Source organism: Legionella santicrucis (assembly GCF_001468135.1).
In the GTDB taxonomy this organism is placed as follows: domain Bacteria; phylum Pseudomonadota; class Gammaproteobacteria; order Legionellales; family Legionellaceae; genus Legionella; species Legionella santicrucis.
The window spans coordinates 517178-538178 of sequence record NZ_LNYU01000091.1 but is presented as its reverse complement, the minus strand read 5'-3'; the positions used below and the strand labels follow the sequence as shown (position 1 = coordinate 538178).

The following is a 21001-nucleotide window of genomic DNA, read 5'->3' as shown; positions in this document are numbered from 1 at the left end:
ATCCTTAGTGCTCGTGGCTTGCGCCTTCTTTGCCAAGTTCGGCCTTAATATAAAAACTGTTTTTAGTCACATAGCACTGTCCTGCATCAAGTCCTGATAGTATTTCAACCCATTGCTCATCTCGTTGCCCCAACGCTACTGGTGTTGCTTCAAAATAATCGCCTTGTTGTACAAAAACTACATCTTGTTCATCCATACGCTGAAGCGCAGAAATTCGTACCGCTACCGGCACTATTCTTTCTTTGATTATAATTTCACCATTTACATACATACCAGGCAGCCAAAGACGGTTTTCATTGGGGAGAACAGCTCGCGCCAAAGTCGTTTGTGTATCTTCGATCCCTAAAGGTGCTATATAAGAAATAGTACTGGTCGACTTGGGTGTTCCCTCATCTCCCATTACAATAATATTCATCCCTTGTTTTACCAACGGCGCTTCCTTGCGATATAACGTAAAATCAGCCCAGACATTGTCTAAATTTGCAATTTCATAAATAGGTTTAGTATTTTGTGCTAACTCACCATTGGTTGCGTACTTTTGCACTATAGTACCGGTAATGGGTGCAGTGATGTTGTAATTTTGTAAACTTTCATTACTTTCAATGATTGCTAATAGCTCTCCTTTAGTCACTTCATCTCCTAAGTTTTTGTTCATGGATTTAATAATCCCTGAATAACGTGCATAAATAGGAGCCATTGTGTCGCGATTAGGAGTAATTTTTCCCACTACTTTGAGTTGTGTTTTAATGGTTTGACTTTGTGCTATTACCGTTTTTATTTCTGCTGCTTGAAGCATGGCAGGTACAAGTTTTACTCGCCCCTCATAAGTTGAATAATGCCAACTATAGGATTTTCCAGAATAGCTTAGTTTAAGCGACACATCAAAAGAATGAGGCTCTTGAATTACTTGTTTACTTTGTAAAAAATGCTCAACAGGAATAAAGGTAATTACCTCTTTTTTTTGATTAAACCGGGTTAATTGCAAAGTCAGTTGTGTTTGAACAGGAGAAATGGGTTTACCCTTCTGATACATATAGGCACGAAAATGAGGCGGCATTCCACGCTCAAAGAGAAGCAATTCCAGCGTCAAATCACCTTCTTTAAAAAGTCGACCGCCCTGAGGTCCTTTTTCAATTTCATGGTGCTCGTCTTCTTCTATTACCTGATTATCCTCACTAGCCCACAGAGAAAAAGAACTTGTTCCAAATAAAAAAATAAATAGAAATAAAAAGGAAATGAATGTTTTTATAAATTTCATTTACTCTCCTTAGTAGGATGCAACCCTAAAAGTCCAGTGAGTTGAATCAATGCCTTATGGTAATCAGCATGGGCTTGTTGGTAGTGGCGCTCTTCTTCATAGAGCGTATTAAGGGAGAGGGATAATTCAATATAAGTATAGCGTCCCATTTGATAACCTTCTTGAGCCAATTTGATTGATTTACGCGCTAAAGGCAATAATGAGCGAGTGACTTGTGTTGCCTCATACTCGCTTTGTTGAGCCTGTAAGAAAAGAGTATATGTGTTTTGCCGAACATCCAACCGCGTTCCTTGGTATTCATGGGCCGTTTGCGTGTATTGTGCTTCCGCAGTCAGAATTTTTCCTTGATTTCGATCAAATACAGGGACTTGTGCATAAGCAGACATCACTGCGGCATTACTCCCATCATCTGAAAAATGCCGCCCGCCAAGTTGGATGTTTAAATCAGGCCATACCGATTTTTTAACAGCTGTAATGGTTGAACGTTTGGCTTGGAGTTGTAATTGCATTTGTTGAAGTTGTGGGCTTTGTGGTAGTTTCTTCAATAACGCGTCCCATTTTAATTCTACATCAGGAAATCCTTTATCAATCAACGGTCGCTCTATCCTTAAACCATCACCTAATAACCGAGATAATTTAGCCCTTTGCGCCAACTCATCTCGCACTGCCTTATTTTCTTGGATACGCGCCTCGCCTAAACGAACTTGTGCTAATCGCAAATCCAATTCAGCGCCAGCGCCAGCCTTAACCCGTCGCTCGATAGCAGCCACAATATCTTGATTAAGGCGAACTAATTTTTTAGTCACTTGACGCCATTGCCCTGCATAAAATGCATCAACATAAGCAACTCCAACCGTTATATAGAGCGTGGCTTTTTGAACCTGAATTTGTGCTAAAGATACTAAATAATCAGCATAGGTTGCCTTTTTCAAATAGGCCAAACGATTCCCTAAAGGAATGGGTTGGGTCACAGAAGCAGTAGTTTCTGCCGCCTCATAGCTTGAATAAGAACCCGAGCCCCCGAAATTTTCAGCAGTTAAAGTAAGTTGTGGATTAGGGTAGAGACCGCTTTGAATAAAATATCCGCGCATTGCTTGTGCTTTCTCTATTTCCGCTTGTAACTCAGGATTATTACGATACGCAATTTCTAATGCTTGTTTAAAAGTAAATGGCTTCGCTGCAAGAGCTTCGCTCATCAAAAAGCTCATGGCTATAAAAAGAACAAAATAGAATCGCTGACGCATCCCACAACCATTAAGTAATCTATAAAATATGGATTCCCTAGTGTACCTTCATTTTAAATATTGATATAGCCCAATGATGCTCTATAAAACAGTAATTCATCGGTTTCTAAATAAATCATAATCTATGAAATTTTGTGAGGAATTTGCGTTGAGGAACATAGTATGAATACATATAAATTCATTTATGAAAAGTAAGTGGCAACTATTCAATACAGTTGCTACTTACATTCCGAAATAATTAAAATTTTAGTGTATTAATCGCTTCTACACGTTGGTTATAACCAAGGAGCTCGATTTCTATATCTTTGAATGCTTTTTCGCCATCTTCCTTAGTAAGCTCTGCCCCTAAACCTGCAAGTTTATCTTCGTTAAGATATCTCTCATAATTAGGATATGTAAGTAATATCTTTTTCAAGGCATCAATATAATCATCAACTGAGCTTAATTCTTCTAGCTCTTGAAATACCATATTCTTAAGAAGTTTTTGTAGTTCGGGGTGTTCGTTGTATTTTGGTCCCCGAAATAAAGAGTAGGTTCTGAACGTATGAGTGTGAGGAGGACCGCCTGTTACTTTTATTTCCCGATCCTCTTCTTTGGGTATATATATATCTTGAAATAGATGAACCAAGGTAATTCCCATGGCATATATATCGGTTTTTTCATCAAATTTCAAATAGAGATCGCTTGAGTTATGCGCAACATCAAAGCTCATTTGTGGTGTGGGAAGAAAACGTTCGGAATACATAGGAGTACTACCAACTAGGGGCATTTCGTTTTTGGGTCTAATCGAATCTAAATCCACAAAATTTAGCTTTCCATAATTCACCAATACATTACTTGGTTTTATATCATTATGAATTAAACCTTGTTTATGTAAAATACTAAGTTCTCTAAGTAATGAAATTGCCATAACGATACGTTGAGGAATAGGCATAGATTGTATTTGTTGCTGATCTGCAATATCGAGATTAACTCCTTGTAACCATTCAGTAACCATATATTGTTTGCTATTTCTTCGAAATGCATACCCTTGTCGTCCAAATTGCTTGGAGCAATAAGCTGCCCGCATCGCCAATCGTAATTCGTGGATAGTATTTCCAGAAAACATATCTTTATGGTAGATTTTTATGGCCAGTTTTGGCTCAAATACCGATAATTCTAAGCTACCCTTCTTAATTTTTCCAAAGCCCCCTCTGGGGTAGCTTTTATCATCTTTATGCTCCATAAAAAAATTAAGTATTGAACTACCATTATCACTTACTACTTTGTAACTCGAATAAGGTAATCCTGTTATTTTTCTCGAACTTTTAACACAGAAAAAACTATGCTTAGCAGGTGGTAAAGCCTCTGATTTTTGACGCAGTTCTTCTGTTGAGGGATAATATGTTTGCTTAGTAATTATTGAGTAGTATTTCTCAGGAATAATACCCGACTCAAGGATCAAATCTAGCTTTTTCAATTCAGCGCGATTTCCTGCTCTGGCAGCTGCTAATGCTTTCTCTAAAGCTTCTCCTGTTAAGCGAATTCCATTGCTAGTGACTGTCGTACAATCACTTCTTAATGTATCAATTAAGTTCCTCAAGAAATTAGCATCACTTCTAATTTGCTGTAAAATTCCCAAAATATACTCCTATAAAACTATAAACCGTGCGAAGTATATAGTTTGAATTAATGCAATGCAATTGCATGCTAGGTCAATCATTGTGACTATTTATCTATTAATATGGATATGATTTTAATGTGAGTTTGAATGCAATAAATGTTTAAACAGCCAACAAGGTAAGTTTCTAACTCTCTGAACAATGCGGTTTTGAACTATAGCGCACCCAACCAAGTTCTATACATCGCTGCAGGCTCGTTCGGCTCAATTATGTTTGATATATCCTTCGCCTTACTTTACTTACGCTTTGCGTAGAAAGGACTTAGTGGATAACGCAATACAAGAGGATTTTGATGAATAAGAGCTTCTCTCAATAATTAATGATAAAAGAAGCTCCATAACAATGTGAGAAGAAATGAATAATTACTTCACTATTTTTCTAACTTTTTGAATCGCACGAATTTGAGCAACTGCTCGTGCTAATTCAGCAGCAGCAACAGAATAATCCATCTCACCGCCTTTATTAGCCATTGCTGCTTCAGCATGAGCTTTTGCAGCAAGAGCAGCTGCTTCATCAAGATGATCAGCACGCTCAACCTCGTCGGCAAGAACAGTAACATAATTAGGTTGTATTTCCAGCATACCGCCCTGAACATAATAAATTTGTTGGCTACCGCCAGGTAAAGTAAGTCTCACTTCACCTGGTTTCAGAACAGTAAGTAGAGGGGCATGACCAGCTGTAATACCTATCTCACCTAATTCTCCAGTTGCAACAACCATTTCAACTAAACCGGAAAATATTTCATGTTCAGCACTAACTATATCTAAGTGCGTTGTTCTAGTCATATTTGCTTACCTCATAGGGTTTTAGCTTTAGCAACCGCTTCTTCAATGCTACCAACCATATAAAATGCTTGCTCTGGTAAATCATCATATTCACCAGCAAGAATGCCTTGGAAGCCTTTAATCGTATCTTTTAAAGAGACATATTTTCCTGGAGAACCAGTAAAGACTTCTGCAACGAAGAATGGTTGTGATAAAAATCTTTGAATTTTACGTGCACGAGTTACAACACGCTTATCTTCTTCAGAAAGCTCGTCCATACCAAGAATTGCAATAATATCTTTTAGTTCTTTATATCGTTGTAATGTCTGTTGTACACGACGGGCTGTATCGTAATGTTCTTGTCCCACAATGAGTGGATCTAATTGACGTGAGGTTGAATCTAATGGATCGACCGCAGGATAAATTCCCAGCTCTGCAATTTGACGTGACAATACGACTGTAGCATCTAAGTGAGCAAATGTTGTCGCTGGTGATGGATCAGTTAAGTCGTCTGCTGGTACATAAACAGCTTGAATTGAGGTAATAGAACCGGTTTTTGTTGAAGTAATACGTTCTTGTAACATACCCATTTCTTCCGCCAATGTCGGTTGATATCCCACTGCAGAAGGCATACGGCCCAGCAACGCAGATACTTCAACCCCTGCGAGCGTATAACGATAGATATTGTCAACGAATAACAATACATCACGACCTTCATCACGGAATTTTTCAGCCATAGTAAGACCAGTTAACGCAACACGTAAACGGTTACCTGGTGGTTCATTCATCTGGCCATAAACTAGTGATACCTTATCCAATACATTAGAATCTTTCATTTCATGATAGAAGTCATTTCCTTCACGAGTACGCTCTCCCACACCCGCAAATACTGAATATCCACTGTGCTCAATCGCGATATTACGAATTAATTCCATCATATTAACGGTTTTACCTACTCCGGCACCACCGAATAAACCTACTTTACCGCCTTTAGCAAATGGGCAAAGTAAATCAATAACCTTAATACCTGTTTCAAGTAGCTCTTGGCTACCTGCTTGATCTTCGTACGAGGGTGGCTTACGGTGAATAGACCAATGTTCCTCAGCACCAATAGGACCTGCATCATCAACTGGACGTCCCAAAACATCCATAATCCGTCCCAAAGTCTTTTTACCAACAGGGACTTGGATAGGATCACCTGTATTTTCAGCTTTTAATCCGCGCTTAAGTCCATCCGTTGTTCCCATGGCAATAGTACGAACAACACCATCACCTAATTGTTGCTGTACTTCAAAGACCAGATCACCATCAACAAGTTTCAATGCATCATTAATTTTAGGGACATTATCACGGGGAAACTCTACGTCCACAACCGCGCCAATAATTTCTACTACAGTTCCTAAGCTCATTTTATACCCTCTTATAAAGCGCTTGCGCCACCGACAATTTCTGCCAATTCTTGTGTAATAGCAGCTTGTCGAGCTTTGTTATAAGCTAATTGAAATTCTTTAATCAAATCACCAGCGTTTTCTGTTGCATTTTTCATCGCAATCATTTTAGCCGCTTGTTCACAAGCAATATTTTCAACTACAGCTTGATAAATTTGTAATTCGATATAACGTTCTAAAAGATTATCCAGTAACTCTTTAGCATCAGGTTCATAAATATAATCCCAATGATGCCCCATTGTCTTACTGTCTTCTTCTGATTTTGGCAATGGTAATAGTTGCTTCACCACAGGCTTTTGTGTCATGGTGTTCACAAATTCATTGTATACGATATGCAATGCATCAATAGTGCCATTGTTAAATGCATCCAGCATTACTTTTACAATACCAATAAGGTCATTAATGCTAGGTGTATCACCTAGATGATCTTTTGAACCGAGAACATTACTCCCAACACGCTTGAAAAATGCCTGTCCTTTACGACCAATAACAGCAAGATCTACTTCTTTTCCCTGCTCTTTCCAACTACGGATTGTTTTAACCGTTTCACGGAGTAAGTTGACGTTTAAACCACCACACAGACCTCGATCTGTAGTTACAACAATAAGACCTATGCGATTAATTTCGCGGTGACTCATAAACGGATGTCTATATTCTGAGTGTGCACGAGCAATGTGTTTTACCACCGCATAGATCTTATTCGCATAAGGTTTAGATGCGCGCATTCTCTCTTGAGTTTTGCGCATTTTACTTGCTGCTACCATTTCCATCGCACGAGTAATCTTTCGAGTTTTGTTAATACTCGAGATTTTCGAACGGATTTCTTTTGCTCCAGCCATATCTCATTTCGCCTTAAAATTGACTTACCAACTTGCTGTACGTTTAAAGTCTTCTACAGCATTCTTCAATTTCATTTCAATGTCATTATCATAACCGCCAGCTTCATTAATCAACTGCAACAGGTCAGGATGTGACGTACGCATGTAGTCATGCAATGAGGCTTCAAATGCTGCGATTTCATTTACAGGCACATCATCCAAATAACCTTTTTCTACGATGAACAATGCTGTGCCCATTTCTGCAACGGATAATGGCGAGTATTGTTTTTGTTTCATAAGTTCGGTAATTCGTTGGCCACGCTCTAATTGCTTTCGTGTTGCATCATCAAGGTCGGAAGCGAATTGAGAGAATGCCTCTAACTCACGAAACTGAGCAAGCGCTAAACGAGTTCCACCACCTAGCTTTTTCATGATCTTAGTTTGTGCAGCGCCACCCACCCGTGATACAGAAAGACCCGAGTTGATCGCAGGTCTAACACCTGAGTTGAATAAATCCACATCAAGGAAAATCTGACCATCGGTAATAGAAATTACGTTCGTTGGTACGAATGCAGATACGTCACCTGCTTGAGTTTCAATAATTGGCAATGCTGTTAATGAACCTGTTTTTCCTTTAACTTCGCCATTAGTCAGTTTTTCTACTTCATCAGCATTAATTCGTGCTGCTCTTTCTAATAAGCGTGAATGTAAATAGAAAATATCACCTGGATATGCTTCACGACCTGGCGGTCTTCTCAACAACAATGATATTTGTCGATAAGCCCAAGCTTGTTTGGTTAAGTCATCGTATACAATTAAAGCATCTTCACCATGCTCCATGAAATATTCACCCATGGTACAACCAGCATAAGGCGCAATAAATTGCAATGCGGCTGAATCAGAAGCTCCAGCGACGACAACAATGGTATGCTCTAAAGCATCATGTTCTTCAAGTTTACGTACAATTGCCGCAACAGAAGAAGCTTTTTGTCCCACTGCCACATAAATACACTTAACACCGGTACCTTTCTGATTGATAATCGCATCAATTGCAATTGCTGTTTTTCCTGTTTGACGGTCACCAATAATCAATTCACGTTGACCGCGCCCAACCGGAATCATCGCATCAATTGCTTTTAATCCAGTTTGTACTGGTTCATCCACTGATTTACGTGCAATAACGCCAGGAGCAACTTTTTCGATTGGTGACATACCGGATGCTTCAATTGGTCCTTTACCATCAATTGGATTTCCTAATGCATCAACAACACGACCTAGAAGACCTTTTCCAACTGGAACTTCAAGAATACGACCAGTACATTTACCTTTTTGTCCCTCAGCTAAAGAAGAATATTCACCTAGAACAACCGCGCCTACTGAATCTCTTTCAAGGTTAAGGGCCAGACCGTAAGTACCGCCTGGGAATTCTATCATTTCACCAGCCATTACATCTTCAAGACCATGCAAACTTACAACACCGTCTTTCAAACTAACAATCGTACCCTCATTACGTGCTTCGGATACTACACTAAAGTGTTCTATTTTCTTTCTGATTAATTCGCTGATTTCAGAAGGATTTAACGCGACTTGTTCTGACATGGAAACTATCCTCTAAATTAAGCGGCTAAGTTGGTGCTAAGCTTATTAAGCTTGCCTCGAACTGAACCATCTATAACTAAATCACCCGCTCGAATTATTGCTCCACCAAGCAAGGAAGGATCAATACTGATTTTTAACGAGACCTTACGCTTTAAGCGCTGACTCAATGATTCTATTAAGCGTTGTTGTTGTGCACTTGTTAACTCAGAATAACTACATACATTCACATCTAGCGTTTTTTCTTGATCTGCACGATGTATTTCATAAAGTGCGTAAATCTCTGGTAATAACATTAGTCGCTTATTTGTAGCTAATAACGCGATGACATTATTTATTGGTCTGTCGTCATTTGACTTTGTACCAACTGCTGTTTGCAACAACTCTATATGTTGTTCAACAGTTGTTGCTGGATTAGTTACAAACTTCTCCGCCTCTGGAGTCAACACAGCTAGAACAAGATTTCTCAAATGAGCTGACCACTCAGCTAATTTATTTTCCCCTAAAGCATATTCAAAAATCGCCTTAGCATAGGGTCTGGCTATGGTGGTGCTATCAGACATTTTAAATCTCTTCTATCAAGTTATCTAACAATGCGGTATTTGCTTTGGCATCCACTTCACGCATCAGAATTTTTTCAGCACCGGTTATTGCTAAGCTTGCCACTTGTTTGCGCAACTCATCTTTTGCATGATTTATTTGTTGCATCAATTGCTCTTGGGCAAGCTTCATCTGAACCTGAGCCTCATGCTTAGCTGCGTCCTTTGCTTCTTCAATAATTTGAGCAGCGCGCTTGTTTGCCTTTTCAATGATGTCTGTCGATTGAATTTTTGCTTGCTTTAATTCATCTTTGACACGATGTTGTGCTAGCTCGAGTTCTTTTCGACCACGTTCTGCAGATGCTAAACCATCAGCAATTTTGTCTTGTCTCTCTTCCATAGCTTTTGCCAAAGGAGGCCAAACTAATTTCATAGTAAACAAAACAAAAGCCGCAAATACCAGCATTTGTACTATTAGTGTTACGTTAATTTCCACCGTTTATCTCCTGTAACAATTAGGGCGCTTTGCGCCCTGAACTATGTGTTATCAAGAACCTATACCGCTAAGGAAAGGATTTGAGAAAGTAAAGAATAACGCGATACCTACTCCAATCATAGTTACGGCATCTAATAAACCAGCAACGATGAACATCTTAACTTGTAGCATTGGAACCATTTCTGGTTGACGAGCTGAGCCCTCAAGGAATTTGCCACCAAGCAAACCAAATCCTATCGCTGTACCCAACGCACCCAAACCAATTAACAAGGCAACCGCAACAACGGTCATACTTTGAATTTGTGCTATTAAACTAGCGGCTTGCATATTTATCCCCTTTACAATGGATGAAAATTAAAATCGGTTAGTGATCTTCATGCGCTAAACTAAGATAAACAATAGTTAGTACCATGAAAATAAATGCTTGCAATGTGATCACCAGGATATGGAATATTGACCAAGCCAAAGCCAAAATAAATTGAGCTGTGCCTAAGGTCGCAGTACTTACTGGTGATGATGTTGCAGCATTTAAGGTTAACAGCGCGATTAATATAAAAATCAATTCGCCTGCATATAAGTTTCCAAATAACCGGAGTGCCAATGAAATAGGTTTAGCAATGAGGCCGACCAACTCAAGCAACAGGTTAAATGGTATGAATCCGGGATGATTAAAAGGTTGTAGTGTAAGCTCTTTTATAAACTTTTTAGGACCTTTTATTTTAATGCTATAAAAAATAATAAGCATAAATACTGAGATTGATAGTGCAAAAGTCAAGTTTAAATCTGTTGTTGGCACTACTTTTAGGTAATGAATACCTCCAGCCTGAGCTAGATCGGGTAATATATCTACTGGCAGGATATCCATAAAATTCATTAGAAAGACCCACATGAATATAGTTAATGCCAGAGGGCCTATTAAATTGTTTTTTCCATGAAAACAATCTTTAACCTGGTTATCAGCAAATTGCAGCATGATTTCAGCAAAATTCTGCAACTTACCAGGAACCCCTGTTGTAACCTTACGGGCACCAAAATACATCAGAGCACAAACGATAACTCCTAATGTAATAGAAAAAAACAGTGTATCAAGGTGTAAAGTCCAGAAACCACCTGAACCAAATGTCATATCACTAACATTGTAATTAAGATATGTTAGATGATGTTTAATATAGTTTGAACTAGATACCATTTCAGTCACTTTCAGGCCTATTCTGTTTATTAATAATCAACGGGGCAAACCAATGCGTCATCAGTATCATAATATAGGATACAAAAAACGCGAGCGGAGTTATTTTAAAGAAAAGAAACACCGCAGTGAATAGGAATATGGATATAAATATTTTTAGCGCTTCGCCTTTATAGAAACTATTTACAATTTGCCTAGCTGAGCGTGCACCTTGATACTTAAATAGTTTAATTGCGAAATATGCATTGGGAATGATACAAACCATCCCACCAAGCAATGCCGAAATGGCTGCATTAGCACCATATGCTAGCACACAAAAAACTGCAAAAACCAATGTAACGCTTATTTGCACAAGCCAAAGCCGAACAATGCCGCGCTTACTTAGCTGTTTGTTCACATATTCACCTAAGTTTCACCGCGCGAATTATAATGCAACCCGAATGAATAATCAATGTCCTATTTTATTCGCTGCTTGCCCCAAAAAAGTTCCAATACACTAAATCATAAATAAACGTTAGGCGCTTTGACGGTTATTCCATTAGTCAATGTGCGCTGCGGTTTAACCCTGTTTATGTTAAAAATCATTAATTTCCAATATTAACCCACTGAAAATAATAAGTTATTAAATATTTTGATATAACATATGCATATATTAAATTGGACTAATATTGCACTATACGATTTAATGGTAACCATAACAACAATAACTGCTTATCCAATACATCCTCCTAGAGGTAAGTATTAAATTTAAATCAATTTAATTTTTTATCACGTATGTGGTATACAATGAGGTTACTAAAATGTTTGCACTATCCAGAAAGAACTATCCTAAAATCCATCGTGATAAATTTATTGCTAACTCTCTGGACGGAATGTTTAGCCGTGGAATATCCTCCTATGCTTCCGAACGATTTACTCAGGAGTGGGACAACCCTGAAAAGCGCTTGATTGCAAAAGCGATGACATTATCAACGATTGTGCCAACACTTCATTCATCACGACAAAATATTGCCTTACAGCCACCATTTCCAAATGGAAAAAAGCAACATCCTTCCGTTGCACATGCTTTAGGAAAAACTTATGGTAAATTATGTGCAATTGATAAAATATCAGCTGTCTGTCCAGAACATTATTTATTAATGCGTACAGCTGTTGGAATTGCTAGAAATCCAAAACCTGAGATTCTTAATGCCGCTACTATTATTGGTTTTGAGCTGGGTACAGAATTAGAAAAATTGGATCGAAATACGCTTAAGAGTCTTTTTGAGATAGGATCTAGCGTCCCAGAAAGCCGCTCTAGAGATGTACTGGAGAACCATGATTTATTAATAAAAATACTAAAGGGAGAGCATCAAGTACCACCTCAACAATTTTTAAGAGTACTTGAAGTGGTCCTTTCTCCTTTGGGTATGATTGCTAATTCTTATGGAAGTAACAACTGCAAAATTGAAAAAGCTAAAAAGGCAGGGAAGGACGTAGCTGGCTTAGAGAATTTCATAAACGAATTAATGGTTTCATTAAAGAATTTTCATGTTCCATACATCAAGGCGCCGGGGTCGCCTTTTGCTCATTTACAAATGCAACTATACACACAAGGCGCTCAAATATCAGATGCAGAACTTGTTACGGTAAGCCATTATCTTGAGTCTCTGTCAAATAACGTTACTGATGATTGTCTGATGCCTAATATTCCCCTGATTCGTAGTGTCATAGTGTGTGATGCAACTGGTAGAACACTTCACCTCCATGACCATATGAATCTTCCCCATTTTTTTGATGTTTCTGGAACTACGGGGGCAGTAATGCAAGCATCATTAGGTCTTTTGTCTAAAGCTGGCAGATTAGATCTTGTAAAAGATCCACAGGGAACACTGCTTCTTGGCATGGTGATAGCTGGCTGTAATTTTTACAAGCAAGGATATCATAATTATTATGAAGTTCTACCGGCCTTAAACTGGGTTAACCATAATGTATGGAACGAGGAATACAAACAATTAACCCCTATGGAACTTCTTCATGCGATTCCAAACTTGTTAAATGAATGTGTTGATCCCTCATCTCAAATGGCTGCAATAATTAATGACACAACCAGTTTAGTTACAGAACATTTCGAATTACACTATCAACTATATAAAGAAGATCTTCAAAATAGAGCCAAAATGGAACAAGCCCCAGCAGTCCCTATGTTAGGCATGAAAAACGAATAAGGATATTGATAGAAGAACTTCTCGTTAGTCTTAGGAGAGGATATCCCCTCCACATTTAAAAGTTTACCCACTGGCTCAGAAATTTTGCTCTAAGTTTAGATTTCTGGAGTCAGTGTAATTTCCATTGCTCTAAAATATAAATTCACTTTTACATCAACGTTAATTATTAAAAACCAGATTTAGCTTATTCCTTTAAATCTTCTACTACAAGATTAAGTGGAGTATAAGACTTTGCTTCCAGTAAACCATGATCAATATAGTACACAGATATACCATTTTCTGATTTGCTTGAGAGACAATTGACATCACATAATAGTTCGTATCTACCTACTTGGGCATAATAGTTCTTAGCCATTTCCAACCATTCTTGTTTTTCGTTTTGGGAAAGCGATTTTAATATTTGCGGTTGATATACTGGGGCGGTACTTAAAAAATATGGCTCTGCCTTAGTTATATTTAATCCAACAAGCTGTGTGCCTGAGGGTAAAAAAGTCACTTCTATGGGTATTTTTTTAAATTGAAATAACTTTTTTTGTAACTCAAGAAACTCTTTACTATGTGGTTCAGGTATACTACTGTTTGAAAACATACGGTTATTGTAGGTCCTAATGCCTTTTACTGTTGAATGAACGAAAGAATTAGCATATTTCGAAAATATGACTATTCCTTGTTTAAAAATCATTCATTTATGAGTTAATATTATATCACATACACAAGACAATCTGGCATTAACTCAGGCAAAAACGCCCCCCAATCTATTATCGCTTAGTCACAAGTTAAAAACTGAGAGAAAAACCAAGCCAAGTCAAGAAGGTGGCATTAAGCAGAACCACTAGCACAGCGGTTCTTTTAAGTATATATCTGGATAATGTTTATTACCAATGACCAATATTTGGATCAGATGCCCATGGTTCTTGGGAAGGTAGCGCTTCTCCTTTTTGAAGTAATTCTATAGAAATATTGTCTGGAGAACGAATAAATGCCATATAACCATCGCGTGGCGGTCTATTAATGATGACACCTAGTTTTTTTAATCGTTGGCACGTTTCATAAATATTATCAACGCGATAGGCTAAATGACCAAAATTACGACCTTCATGATACGCTTCAGGATCCCAGTTATAAGTAAGCTCCAACATCGGAGCGTTAGACTGTTTTGCTTGTTCTAAATCATTTGGAGCAGCGAGAAATATGAGTGTAAATCGACCTTTTTCATGTTCTGTACGTTTTACTTCAATAAGCCCTAATTTGTTGCAGTAGAAATCAAGTGATTGCTCTAAGTTTGACACTCTAACCATTGTATGCAGGTAATTCATTCATTTTCTCCCTAAAATGATTGTGATTCGATCACCGCTGGAACAGCGAACGATTTTGAGTCAGACAATGAGTCTACTATTGCTTTTCCTGGTGCATAGGAACGTAATATCAAATAGAAGGATTGACCGTCTTTGCCCGAAGGCAACCAATTTGCTTCCTTATCTTTTCCTGGACTCGTATTTTGAATATAAATTGTAAGCGATCCATCAGCATTCAGTTTCATTTGATTATCGCTACCGAGTGAATATCGATGAATTGGATTTTCAACAGTATAATTATTGTCCCAATTATATAAAGTTAAAGACCAAAATCCTGGAGCAATATACGGAGGCAACTGTTTGAAAGTCATTGTATATTTTTTATTACTCAATAGATCGTTCGATTTGCTGTCTCTTTTTGTCATAAAATAAATCGCTTCACGTGGAATATTCGCTGTTAATCCAACACGTGCGATGATTGCCCGCAAATAATAATTGGTTTTCGCATTACCAATATCTAGTGGTGGAATGAACCATCCGTTAACAAACATACCGAGAGGTAAATTTGCATTAAGAGAACCAATTTTTTGTGCGGCGCGTTTCATAGATTCTAAAATAGTAGGTGAAACTTTTGTCGCATCCCATTGTTTTCCATATTCAATTCCCAGCGGTTTAAATAGGGGTAATAGAGCACTAATTTGATCTTTTGGCGGTGGATTTTCATTAATTGCCGCCGATAAAATCTGCCAAAACTGCACAGGATCTTTAAAATCAACCGCACTGACTGGTAATTTAGGATTCACCAATTCAGGCTTAATAAAATTGTATGTGGGTAAAGGCGTCGGTGCTTGCCCCAGATATTGGGCCATACCTGTAACAGTTATCTCATTCAATACCTTTTGGGCACCTGGTAAATCGGCATCATTAACAACATGGACTCGTGGCTGGATTAAAATCCAAGGTGTAGGCGCCTCAATACGGGTGATGTGGTTAGGTAGTTTCCCTTTCCAATGAGGTCCTACAAGTGCATAAGTTCCTCCTTTATAGCCTGTACTAATCCCACCTACATAAGCAAAGGAATTAGTATACATATCTAAAATCTGAACCATATAATAACGATTATTTGAATCAGGAACACTTAAGATGATTGGTTCTTTGGATAAATCTAAGAAACCAAATCCATAGATGACATTTGTATTTGGAGTAACATAACCCGCTTGTTCAGAAAGAGATGGAGTAGCTATATTTTCCAAACGCCAAATTGAGTTTGGCCTGGATTTAGCATCAGGCTTCAAGGCATCGTTATAGCGTAGATTATACATAGTAACAATAGGTAATCCCCAAGTAGCAGCTTGTAATGCTAATGAATAAGAATATTCACTTACATTTTTATCCATATTTTTGGGTAATTGCGCAAATGCGGTTGTAAAAAAAGGAAGAATTATGCAGCAAGCTAACAGAAATATACGTATGCAATGCGCCATCGTGATCCTTATATGAAATACGCTTTTTTTCAAAACACTATCAAATGATTCTTTAATTGTAAATGAGGAGGCCCTCATTTGAATTTACCGTCTATACTTAAAGTGTGGAGCTTATTATCACCATTCAGGTAATAAGTAGTGTTTATTAACCTCGAAAAAGGAAACAACATGCCTGATAAGATCCAACATACAGCAGCTAATCTGCAACAAAAAATGCTCGTTCGTTATGGCGATGGCATACACCATAAACATAACAAACATCATCTCGAATACCGACAACACTGTAGAACCCACCCTTGTAATCCGAACAATAAATTCGACGAACTAGATATCAATGGCTCTACGGGATTGTTGCGTCAATCTAATTTAAAGAAAATGCGTAAACGACCGGATAGAGGACAGTTTCATTAAAAGTATATCCTAAGAAAACAGTTGGGTTTATTTTTAAGCTTAATTGTTTTTTTAGGATTCTCAAGAATAATGTCTCCAAAAAAAGTGAACACTAAAGAATAATAATTGTTCGAAATTTTTTTTGGAGGGTTTATTGCTAGAACTCCTTAAACGAATACCTTTTCCAAAGTGGAATATCTAATGAGCCAAATATTCATTGCTGATTAAGAATTCACTAATCTTACATATCTACAATATCTTAGTAGTTTCTAGAACTATTGGATCCTGCGAAAAAGCCACTTGCCCAGACTTATTTGAGAGGCTACATCTATAGATCTAATAACGAGTAACTTCTAGAAATAGATTTGGAGATTTAACATGAAATTTAAAGAACTCACAGCAGAAACATTAGCAGATGAAATTAGAAAACAAAACAAGGCTATTCAATGTCATAGGATGTTTCGAACAATTTTCTACAAGATAGACCATAACCCAAATAAATACTTACCTTTAAAATTGATATGTAATGCTGATGATGATTTTGTGGGACCAATCACAGAATTTCATAAGTTACAAACCGCGAATGATGAGTTAAAAAAATTAGCTGAACAAAAATTAATGGATAATTTCTTCTTCGGCATGTCTTATGAGAACGCAGATGCTTCTCTTAAGTTTCATATTAATATCAATGAGATTGGCGAGCTAAATGAAGAGGTTCTCTTAGGTTTAGTGAAACTTTTAAGTGAAGAGGCATTGGAAAGAGGCAATTGTGTGAATTTTAATTATAAAATTATTGAGCCCTCCTATTCCTCCGATAAACGCTTTAAAGACACCGATCAAATCACAATTTATTTTAATAAGTACTCTTCTGTCGATGCAATGATGCTTCTGGCAAAAAAAATTGAAACCTATCTTGGCATCCAAGGAGTTCCTGAAAACAAGACCAAATTGGGTCCTAAAGATACTCTTAGTCTTAATTCCTTTGTTTCTGCAAGATTTGATAATAATAAGTTGACTGAAGCATATGATGTATATACTTTTTTCGATCTCGAGCTTAAAAAGTTTTTTGAAAAATACGAAAATAAAGCGGAATTAAAAGGACTGCCTGTGGGTGCTATTGAGGCTGTTTTTAATGCGATACTCACAAACAAGGAAATTACTAGACTTAGAAACGAAACTTCCAAAGAATTGTGTGAGAGTAATAGTCGGATTGTCCAAGATGAATTTGATAAGTTAGTAAAAGATCCAATAAATTATATGCGGAAAGCTAATAATCAACCAGAAAAGACTCTAATGAAGCTCGATTTGGACATGATTACAGCATCAGAAAGCCATCAACAGCCCCAAGAGTCATTGGATGCTGTTTCTACGGGTACAGTGCCTCAGAAGTTATCAGAGCCTGCAGCAAAACAACAAAATAGGCAACAGCCAGTTCAAATACCTCAGACAGTATTTACTTTAGAAGATAGGATATATGGATTTTTCAGAAAATGGAATCCTTCAAATATTTCTAGTATTTCTTACGAAGAAATCCCAAAGATACCTCACTCTTGTAGAATAAAATCCTAATTAAGGTTCATGGAGAAAATGCGAACTGAATAACGATGCTCCGACATAAGCGGAGCATCTACTTTACGCAATCTGACAGGTAGAGTGACTTTTTATATCGATGATTGAAAGAAAGTAATTTTATAATACTTTTGCAAAAGCAACCCCATCAATAAAGATGCTGCCGCAGGACAAAAAATATACTCAGACAACAAGGTACAGACTTAATAATTTGTTAATATTTTACTGTTAAAATATGGGCAAATTTTGACAACCATTTGATTTTAAGATGAATTTTAATTTAGAAGCAAGAACTGAATTAGCTGCTTTCATTAAAGATATTTCAAATGAATCAGGTTTTTCAAAGCGTGAAATTGAGAAGAGCGTTCATAAATCACGAGCATTATTTAAAAAATATAGTACCTCACCTGAACGAAGTTATCTTGCTCAGCAAGAATATTTAGCAAAACTGCTTACTCCACTTAACAAAGTCAACTCTATAATCTACAACAAAAAAAATTGGTGGGAAAAATTCGTTGGTTTTTTTGGATTTATTTCTCCTGAAGAAGAAGAGTTACAATCAATCATTGGAATAATTGAAAAGTCACGTGCAAATGCCACCACAACCTATAATAACATCCATTATCCCAATTTTATTTTTCGCATACTTCACTTTTTTGGTTTTGATTTAAGACAAGTATGGCAACGTGATCATTATGATCAATATCAAGAAAAAGAAAAACTTACCTATCTTTCACATCATTTAATGGGTAATACAGATTTAAATCATCATGAAATCTTACAGGGAAAAGTAAGATCGAGTGCTTATCAGCACTTCCTCAATGACTTAAGTGATTTTGTTAACATCCAAACGCTTAAACTGGATAACCAGACAAAAAAGCTCTTTAATGATTTACAAAAACAAATCGAAGAGTGCTCTAAATTTTCTTATGAGCTGGACACAATTCATGTTATAAAGCAATTAAATGAGGATAAAGAGGCGCAACAAGAATTAGTTTATGATTTATCTTATCAAGTGCAAAAGTCTCTATTTGAACTACCACCTGGTGATTCTCTAATTATTCCGCATGGATATGTCACCGCAAATGGAGGCCATGCAACTGTGATTGAATGTCAAAAAATAAACAACCAAGAAGTTATTTTTAAAATAATTAATACAGGTGCTGGAGAAACACAAACTGAAAGTTATAGAACTCTTTTCCTATCGCTTATAAGCGCCACACTAACCCGTCCAGTTAAAGTTACAAGTAACATGTCCATAGAGGAAATTTTTGGCACTAATTTCATTGAAGAATTATTAACTCCTCTAATCATTGAAGATGGACAGTCCATGGAAAAAATGACTGCTTTGTTTCTCCGTTTATATCATGAAGGGAGACTCCATGATGACAAACATTTACTCACATTACAGGTTAATGGAGTCTGTGCTCATTCCTCATTACTCGCTTGGTTTAAAACGAAAGTTCCTGAGCCAACTTTTTTATTGTTTCAATTTATTACAGCACAAAAAGCACTTCAACGTCTTGATCAATTTATTGCAAACTATAATGAGTCCGAATTTACGGAAGATATAAGTCAAGTTTTATTAGAGCTTCGTGAAGCAGGTAAAAGAACCGTAGAGGATGCTTCAAGTCAGCTTGCTCATGAAAAAAAACGTATCATAGAAGAAAAAATGCAATTGCAATCGCAATTATCCAGCTTATTGGATAAAAAAGGGAAACAGATTGAAGCGATACCCGATTTACCGCAATATTTTGAGAAAAAATTACAAAAAGAGCAACTAACTCCTATAGAAAGAAAAGATATTGCAGAAACGGATTCGTTAACAAAATGGGTAACACCTACACAAAGAAGGGGTTTCTGGCCATTTTTTACAACCGAAACTCAACCCTGTGAAAGGCCATTGAGTGACCAAGCTCAGAAAGCAATTATTGCTAAAAAAATAATTGGTCATGACGCATTTATTAATGCGACCGAATCAGCTTTCAGAATTTAGATTCAAAAATTAAGAAAATTTCTTGCGTTTACGGTTCATTCTTAGCTTACTTTATTTGGATTCTCCCATCCAATAATTAATGCAAGTTTTTAAGACACTTGTGCACGCTCCCGCTCTTGAATGGCAATTTATTGACGGAAGCAGGATGAGATCCTATTACGTTTATATCATGGCGAGCAAGCGCAATGGGACATTATACATGGGTTCAACGGTAGATTTTGATCAAATGCGTTTGGGAGCACAAAAGCAAATTGGTGCCTGGATTTACAGCTACTCACAACTGTTAATTAGATCGTCTGGATGTCGCGGACAAGCCGCGGCACGTAGGTGGCGGACAATTGTCAACAGGCCCTACATTATTCATATGTAACTTCCTTTTTTTGACAGAGCTTAAATAAGTCGTTTAGCCCTTTATAATACGTATGTTTTGATCGACCTTTTTATTTCAAACGGTATTATTAGACTCACCAAGCTGATTTTGATAAGTAAAATATTTAAGTAACTTTACGACGCGAACAACATCGGTTGTTTTTCTCGAAATATTAATTACTTTTACAGCCTGCTCCTCATGCGCATCCCCCATTAAATAAACAACTCGCTCAGAAGTAATCACTTTAAATGCATTTGGATCTATAGATCCATCAGCAAAAATTTGACTTCTAATTTTGGCAGTTATCCAACTATCTTCCATTGAATTAGATGATGCAGAACTCACCCCCACTTGGTTAAACATCCGTCTATAACCCTTTACCATGGTTAATCGCCGACGTAATTCATTCTTCATTGCAGGAGTTGGTACATGGCCAACCAACAAAATATCTCCTTTGAAAACAGCTATATCGATAACACATTGATTATTTTTAAATAAATTATCAACCATTATCGCGTTATTCACCTTTAAAAATAAACTGTAATCATCGAGCTTTTTATAAACATCGTGCCGATCATAAACTAAAGTAGCACCCGTCCATAATCCGCTAACGCAGCCTGGAAGCAATAAGAAAATTCCTAATATGAATAAAATCAAACGTCCTTGTTTTAACATATTTA

Annotated in this window: 20 protein-coding genes and 1 pseudogene; 5 read left to right on the top strand and 16 right to left on the bottom strand. The window is 37.2% G+C overall.

Features of this window, described 5'->3' with window-relative positions; genetic code table 11:
• Positions 1-4 precede the first annotated feature (4 nt).
• The 12 genes from Lsan_RS20180 to Lsan_RS20125 all read right to left on the bottom strand — a co-directional run bounded on the left by Lsan_RS20180 (position 5) and on the right by Lsan_RS20125 (position 11407).
• Entirely contained in the window at positions 5-1258 is a 1254-nt protein-coding gene (locus tag Lsan_RS20180) for an efflux RND transporter periplasmic adaptor subunit (RefSeq protein ID WP_058515890.1), read from the bottom strand.
• Entirely contained in the window at positions 1255-2502 is a 1248-nt protein-coding gene (locus tag Lsan_RS20175) for a TolC family protein (RefSeq protein ID WP_058515889.1), read from the bottom strand. The genes Lsan_RS20180 and Lsan_RS20175 overlap by 4 nt, the downstream gene beginning before the upstream one ends.
• Positions 2503-2740: 238 nt before the next feature.
• Positions 2741-4123 (bottom strand): protein kinase domain-containing protein, encoded by a 1383-nt coding sequence (locus tag Lsan_RS20170; RefSeq protein ID WP_058515888.1) that lies wholly within the window; start codon positions 4121-4123, stop codon positions 2741-2743.
• Between the two features lie 402 nt (positions 4124-4525).
• Entirely contained in the window at positions 4526-4948 is a 423-nt protein-coding gene (locus Lsan_RS20165) for a F0F1 ATP synthase subunit epsilon (protein WP_058515887.1), read from the bottom strand.
• Positions 4949-4959: 11 nt separating this feature from the next.
• Positions 4960-6336, bottom strand: a complete 1377-nt coding sequence (gene atpD, locus Lsan_RS20160; RefSeq protein WP_058515886.1) for a F0F1 ATP synthase subunit beta — start codon at positions 6334-6336, stop codon at positions 4960-4962.
• An 11-nt stretch (positions 6337-6347) separates the two neighbouring features.
• Positions 6348-7214, bottom strand: coding sequence for a F0F1 ATP synthase subunit gamma (gene atpG / locus Lsan_RS20155; protein WP_058464258.1), 867 nt, complete (start codon positions 7212-7214; stop codon positions 6348-6350).
• Positions 7215-7238: 24 nt separating this feature from the next.
• Entirely contained in the window at positions 7239-8792 is a 1554-nt protein-coding gene (atpA, locus tag Lsan_RS20150) for a F0F1 ATP synthase subunit alpha (protein WP_058515885.1), read from the bottom strand.
• Between the two features lie 17 nt (positions 8793-8809).
• Positions 8810-9352 carry a F0F1 ATP synthase subunit delta gene (locus Lsan_RS20145; RefSeq protein WP_058515884.1) on the bottom strand — a complete coding sequence of 181 codons (543 nt, stop codon included), beginning with the start codon at positions 9350-9352 and terminating at the stop codon, positions 8810-8812.
• A gap of 1 nt (position 9353) precedes the next feature.
• A complete protein-coding gene (locus Lsan_RS20140; protein ID WP_058515883.1) occupies positions 9354-9824 on the bottom strand; it encodes a F0F1 ATP synthase subunit B in 471 nt (156 codons plus the stop codon).
• 51 nt (positions 9825-9875) lie between these two features.
• The gene (atpE, locus tag Lsan_RS20135; protein ID WP_003633911.1) at positions 9876-10151 is read right to left on the bottom strand and encodes a F0F1 ATP synthase subunit C; all 276 of its coding nucleotides are present in this window, start codon (positions 10149-10151) and stop codon (positions 9876-9878) included.
• A gap of 37 nt (positions 10152-10188) precedes the next feature.
• A complete protein-coding gene (gene atpB / locus Lsan_RS20130; protein ID WP_058515882.1) occupies positions 10189-11013 on the bottom strand; it encodes a F0F1 ATP synthase subunit A in 825 nt (274 codons plus the stop codon).
• 1 nt (position 11014) lies between these two features.
• A complete protein-coding gene (locus Lsan_RS20125; RefSeq protein ID WP_058515881.1) occupies positions 11015-11407 on the bottom strand; it encodes a F0F1 ATP synthase subunit I in 393 nt (130 codons plus the stop codon).
• Between the two features lie 403 nt (positions 11408-11810).
• Between Lsan_RS20125 and Lsan_RS22735 the strand changes: the two genes are divergently transcribed.
• Positions 11811-13217 (top strand): hypothetical protein, encoded by a 1407-nt coding sequence (locus Lsan_RS22735; RefSeq protein ID WP_058515880.1) that lies wholly within the window; start codon positions 11811-11813, stop codon positions 13215-13217.
• 184 nt (positions 13218-13401) lie between these two features.
• Here the strand turns inward: Lsan_RS22735 and Lsan_RS20115 are convergent, their stop codons facing one another.
• The 3 genes from Lsan_RS20115 to Lsan_RS20105 all read right to left on the bottom strand — a co-directional run bounded on the left by Lsan_RS20115 (position 13402) and on the right by Lsan_RS20105 (position 15996).
• A complete protein-coding gene (locus Lsan_RS20115) occupies positions 13402-13806 on the bottom strand; it encodes a hypothetical protein (protein ID WP_058515879.1) in 405 nt (134 codons plus the stop codon).
• A gap of 286 nt (positions 13807-14092) precedes the next feature.
• Positions 14093-14533 (bottom strand): VOC family protein, encoded by a 441-nt coding sequence (locus Lsan_RS20110; RefSeq protein WP_058515878.1) that lies wholly within the window; start codon positions 14531-14533, stop codon positions 14093-14095.
• Between the two features lie 11 nt (positions 14534-14544).
• Entirely contained in the window at positions 14545-15996 is a 1452-nt protein-coding gene (locus Lsan_RS20105; protein WP_058515877.1) for a DUF1254 domain-containing protein, read from the bottom strand.
• A gap of 168 nt (positions 15997-16164) precedes the next feature.
• On the opposite strand from Lsan_RS20105, the gene Lsan_RS20100 reads away from it, so the two are divergent.
• From Lsan_RS20100 to Lsan_RS20085, 4 genes and pseudogenes are all read left to right on the top strand, one after another.
• On the top strand, positions 16165-16407 hold the full coding sequence (locus Lsan_RS20100; protein ID WP_058515876.1) for a hypothetical protein: 243 nt from the start codon (positions 16165-16167) through the stop codon (positions 16405-16407).
• Between the two features lie 357 nt (positions 16408-16764).
• Positions 16765-17955 carry a hypothetical protein gene (locus Lsan_RS20095; protein WP_058515875.1) on the top strand — a complete coding sequence of 397 codons (1191 nt, stop codon included), beginning with the start codon at positions 16765-16767 and terminating at the stop codon, positions 17953-17955.
• A gap of 268 nt (positions 17956-18223) precedes the next feature.
• Positions 18224-19951: a hypothetical protein gene (locus Lsan_RS20090; RefSeq protein ID WP_058515874.1), complete on the top strand. Its 1728-nt coding sequence runs from the start codon at positions 18224-18226 to the stop codon at positions 19949-19951.
• 145 nt (positions 19952-20096) lie between these two features.
• Positions 20097-20232 (top strand): annotated as a pseudogene (locus tag Lsan_RS20085) (GIY-YIG nuclease family protein); the annotation flags it as partial.
• A gap of 164 nt (positions 20233-20396) precedes the next feature.
• On the opposite strand, the gene Lsan_RS20080 reads toward Lsan_RS20085, so the two are convergent.
• Positions 20397-20996: a BON domain-containing protein gene (locus Lsan_RS20080; RefSeq protein WP_058515873.1), complete on the bottom strand. Its 600-nt coding sequence runs from the start codon at positions 20994-20996 to the stop codon at positions 20397-20399.
• Positions 20997-21001: the final 5 nt, after the last annotated feature.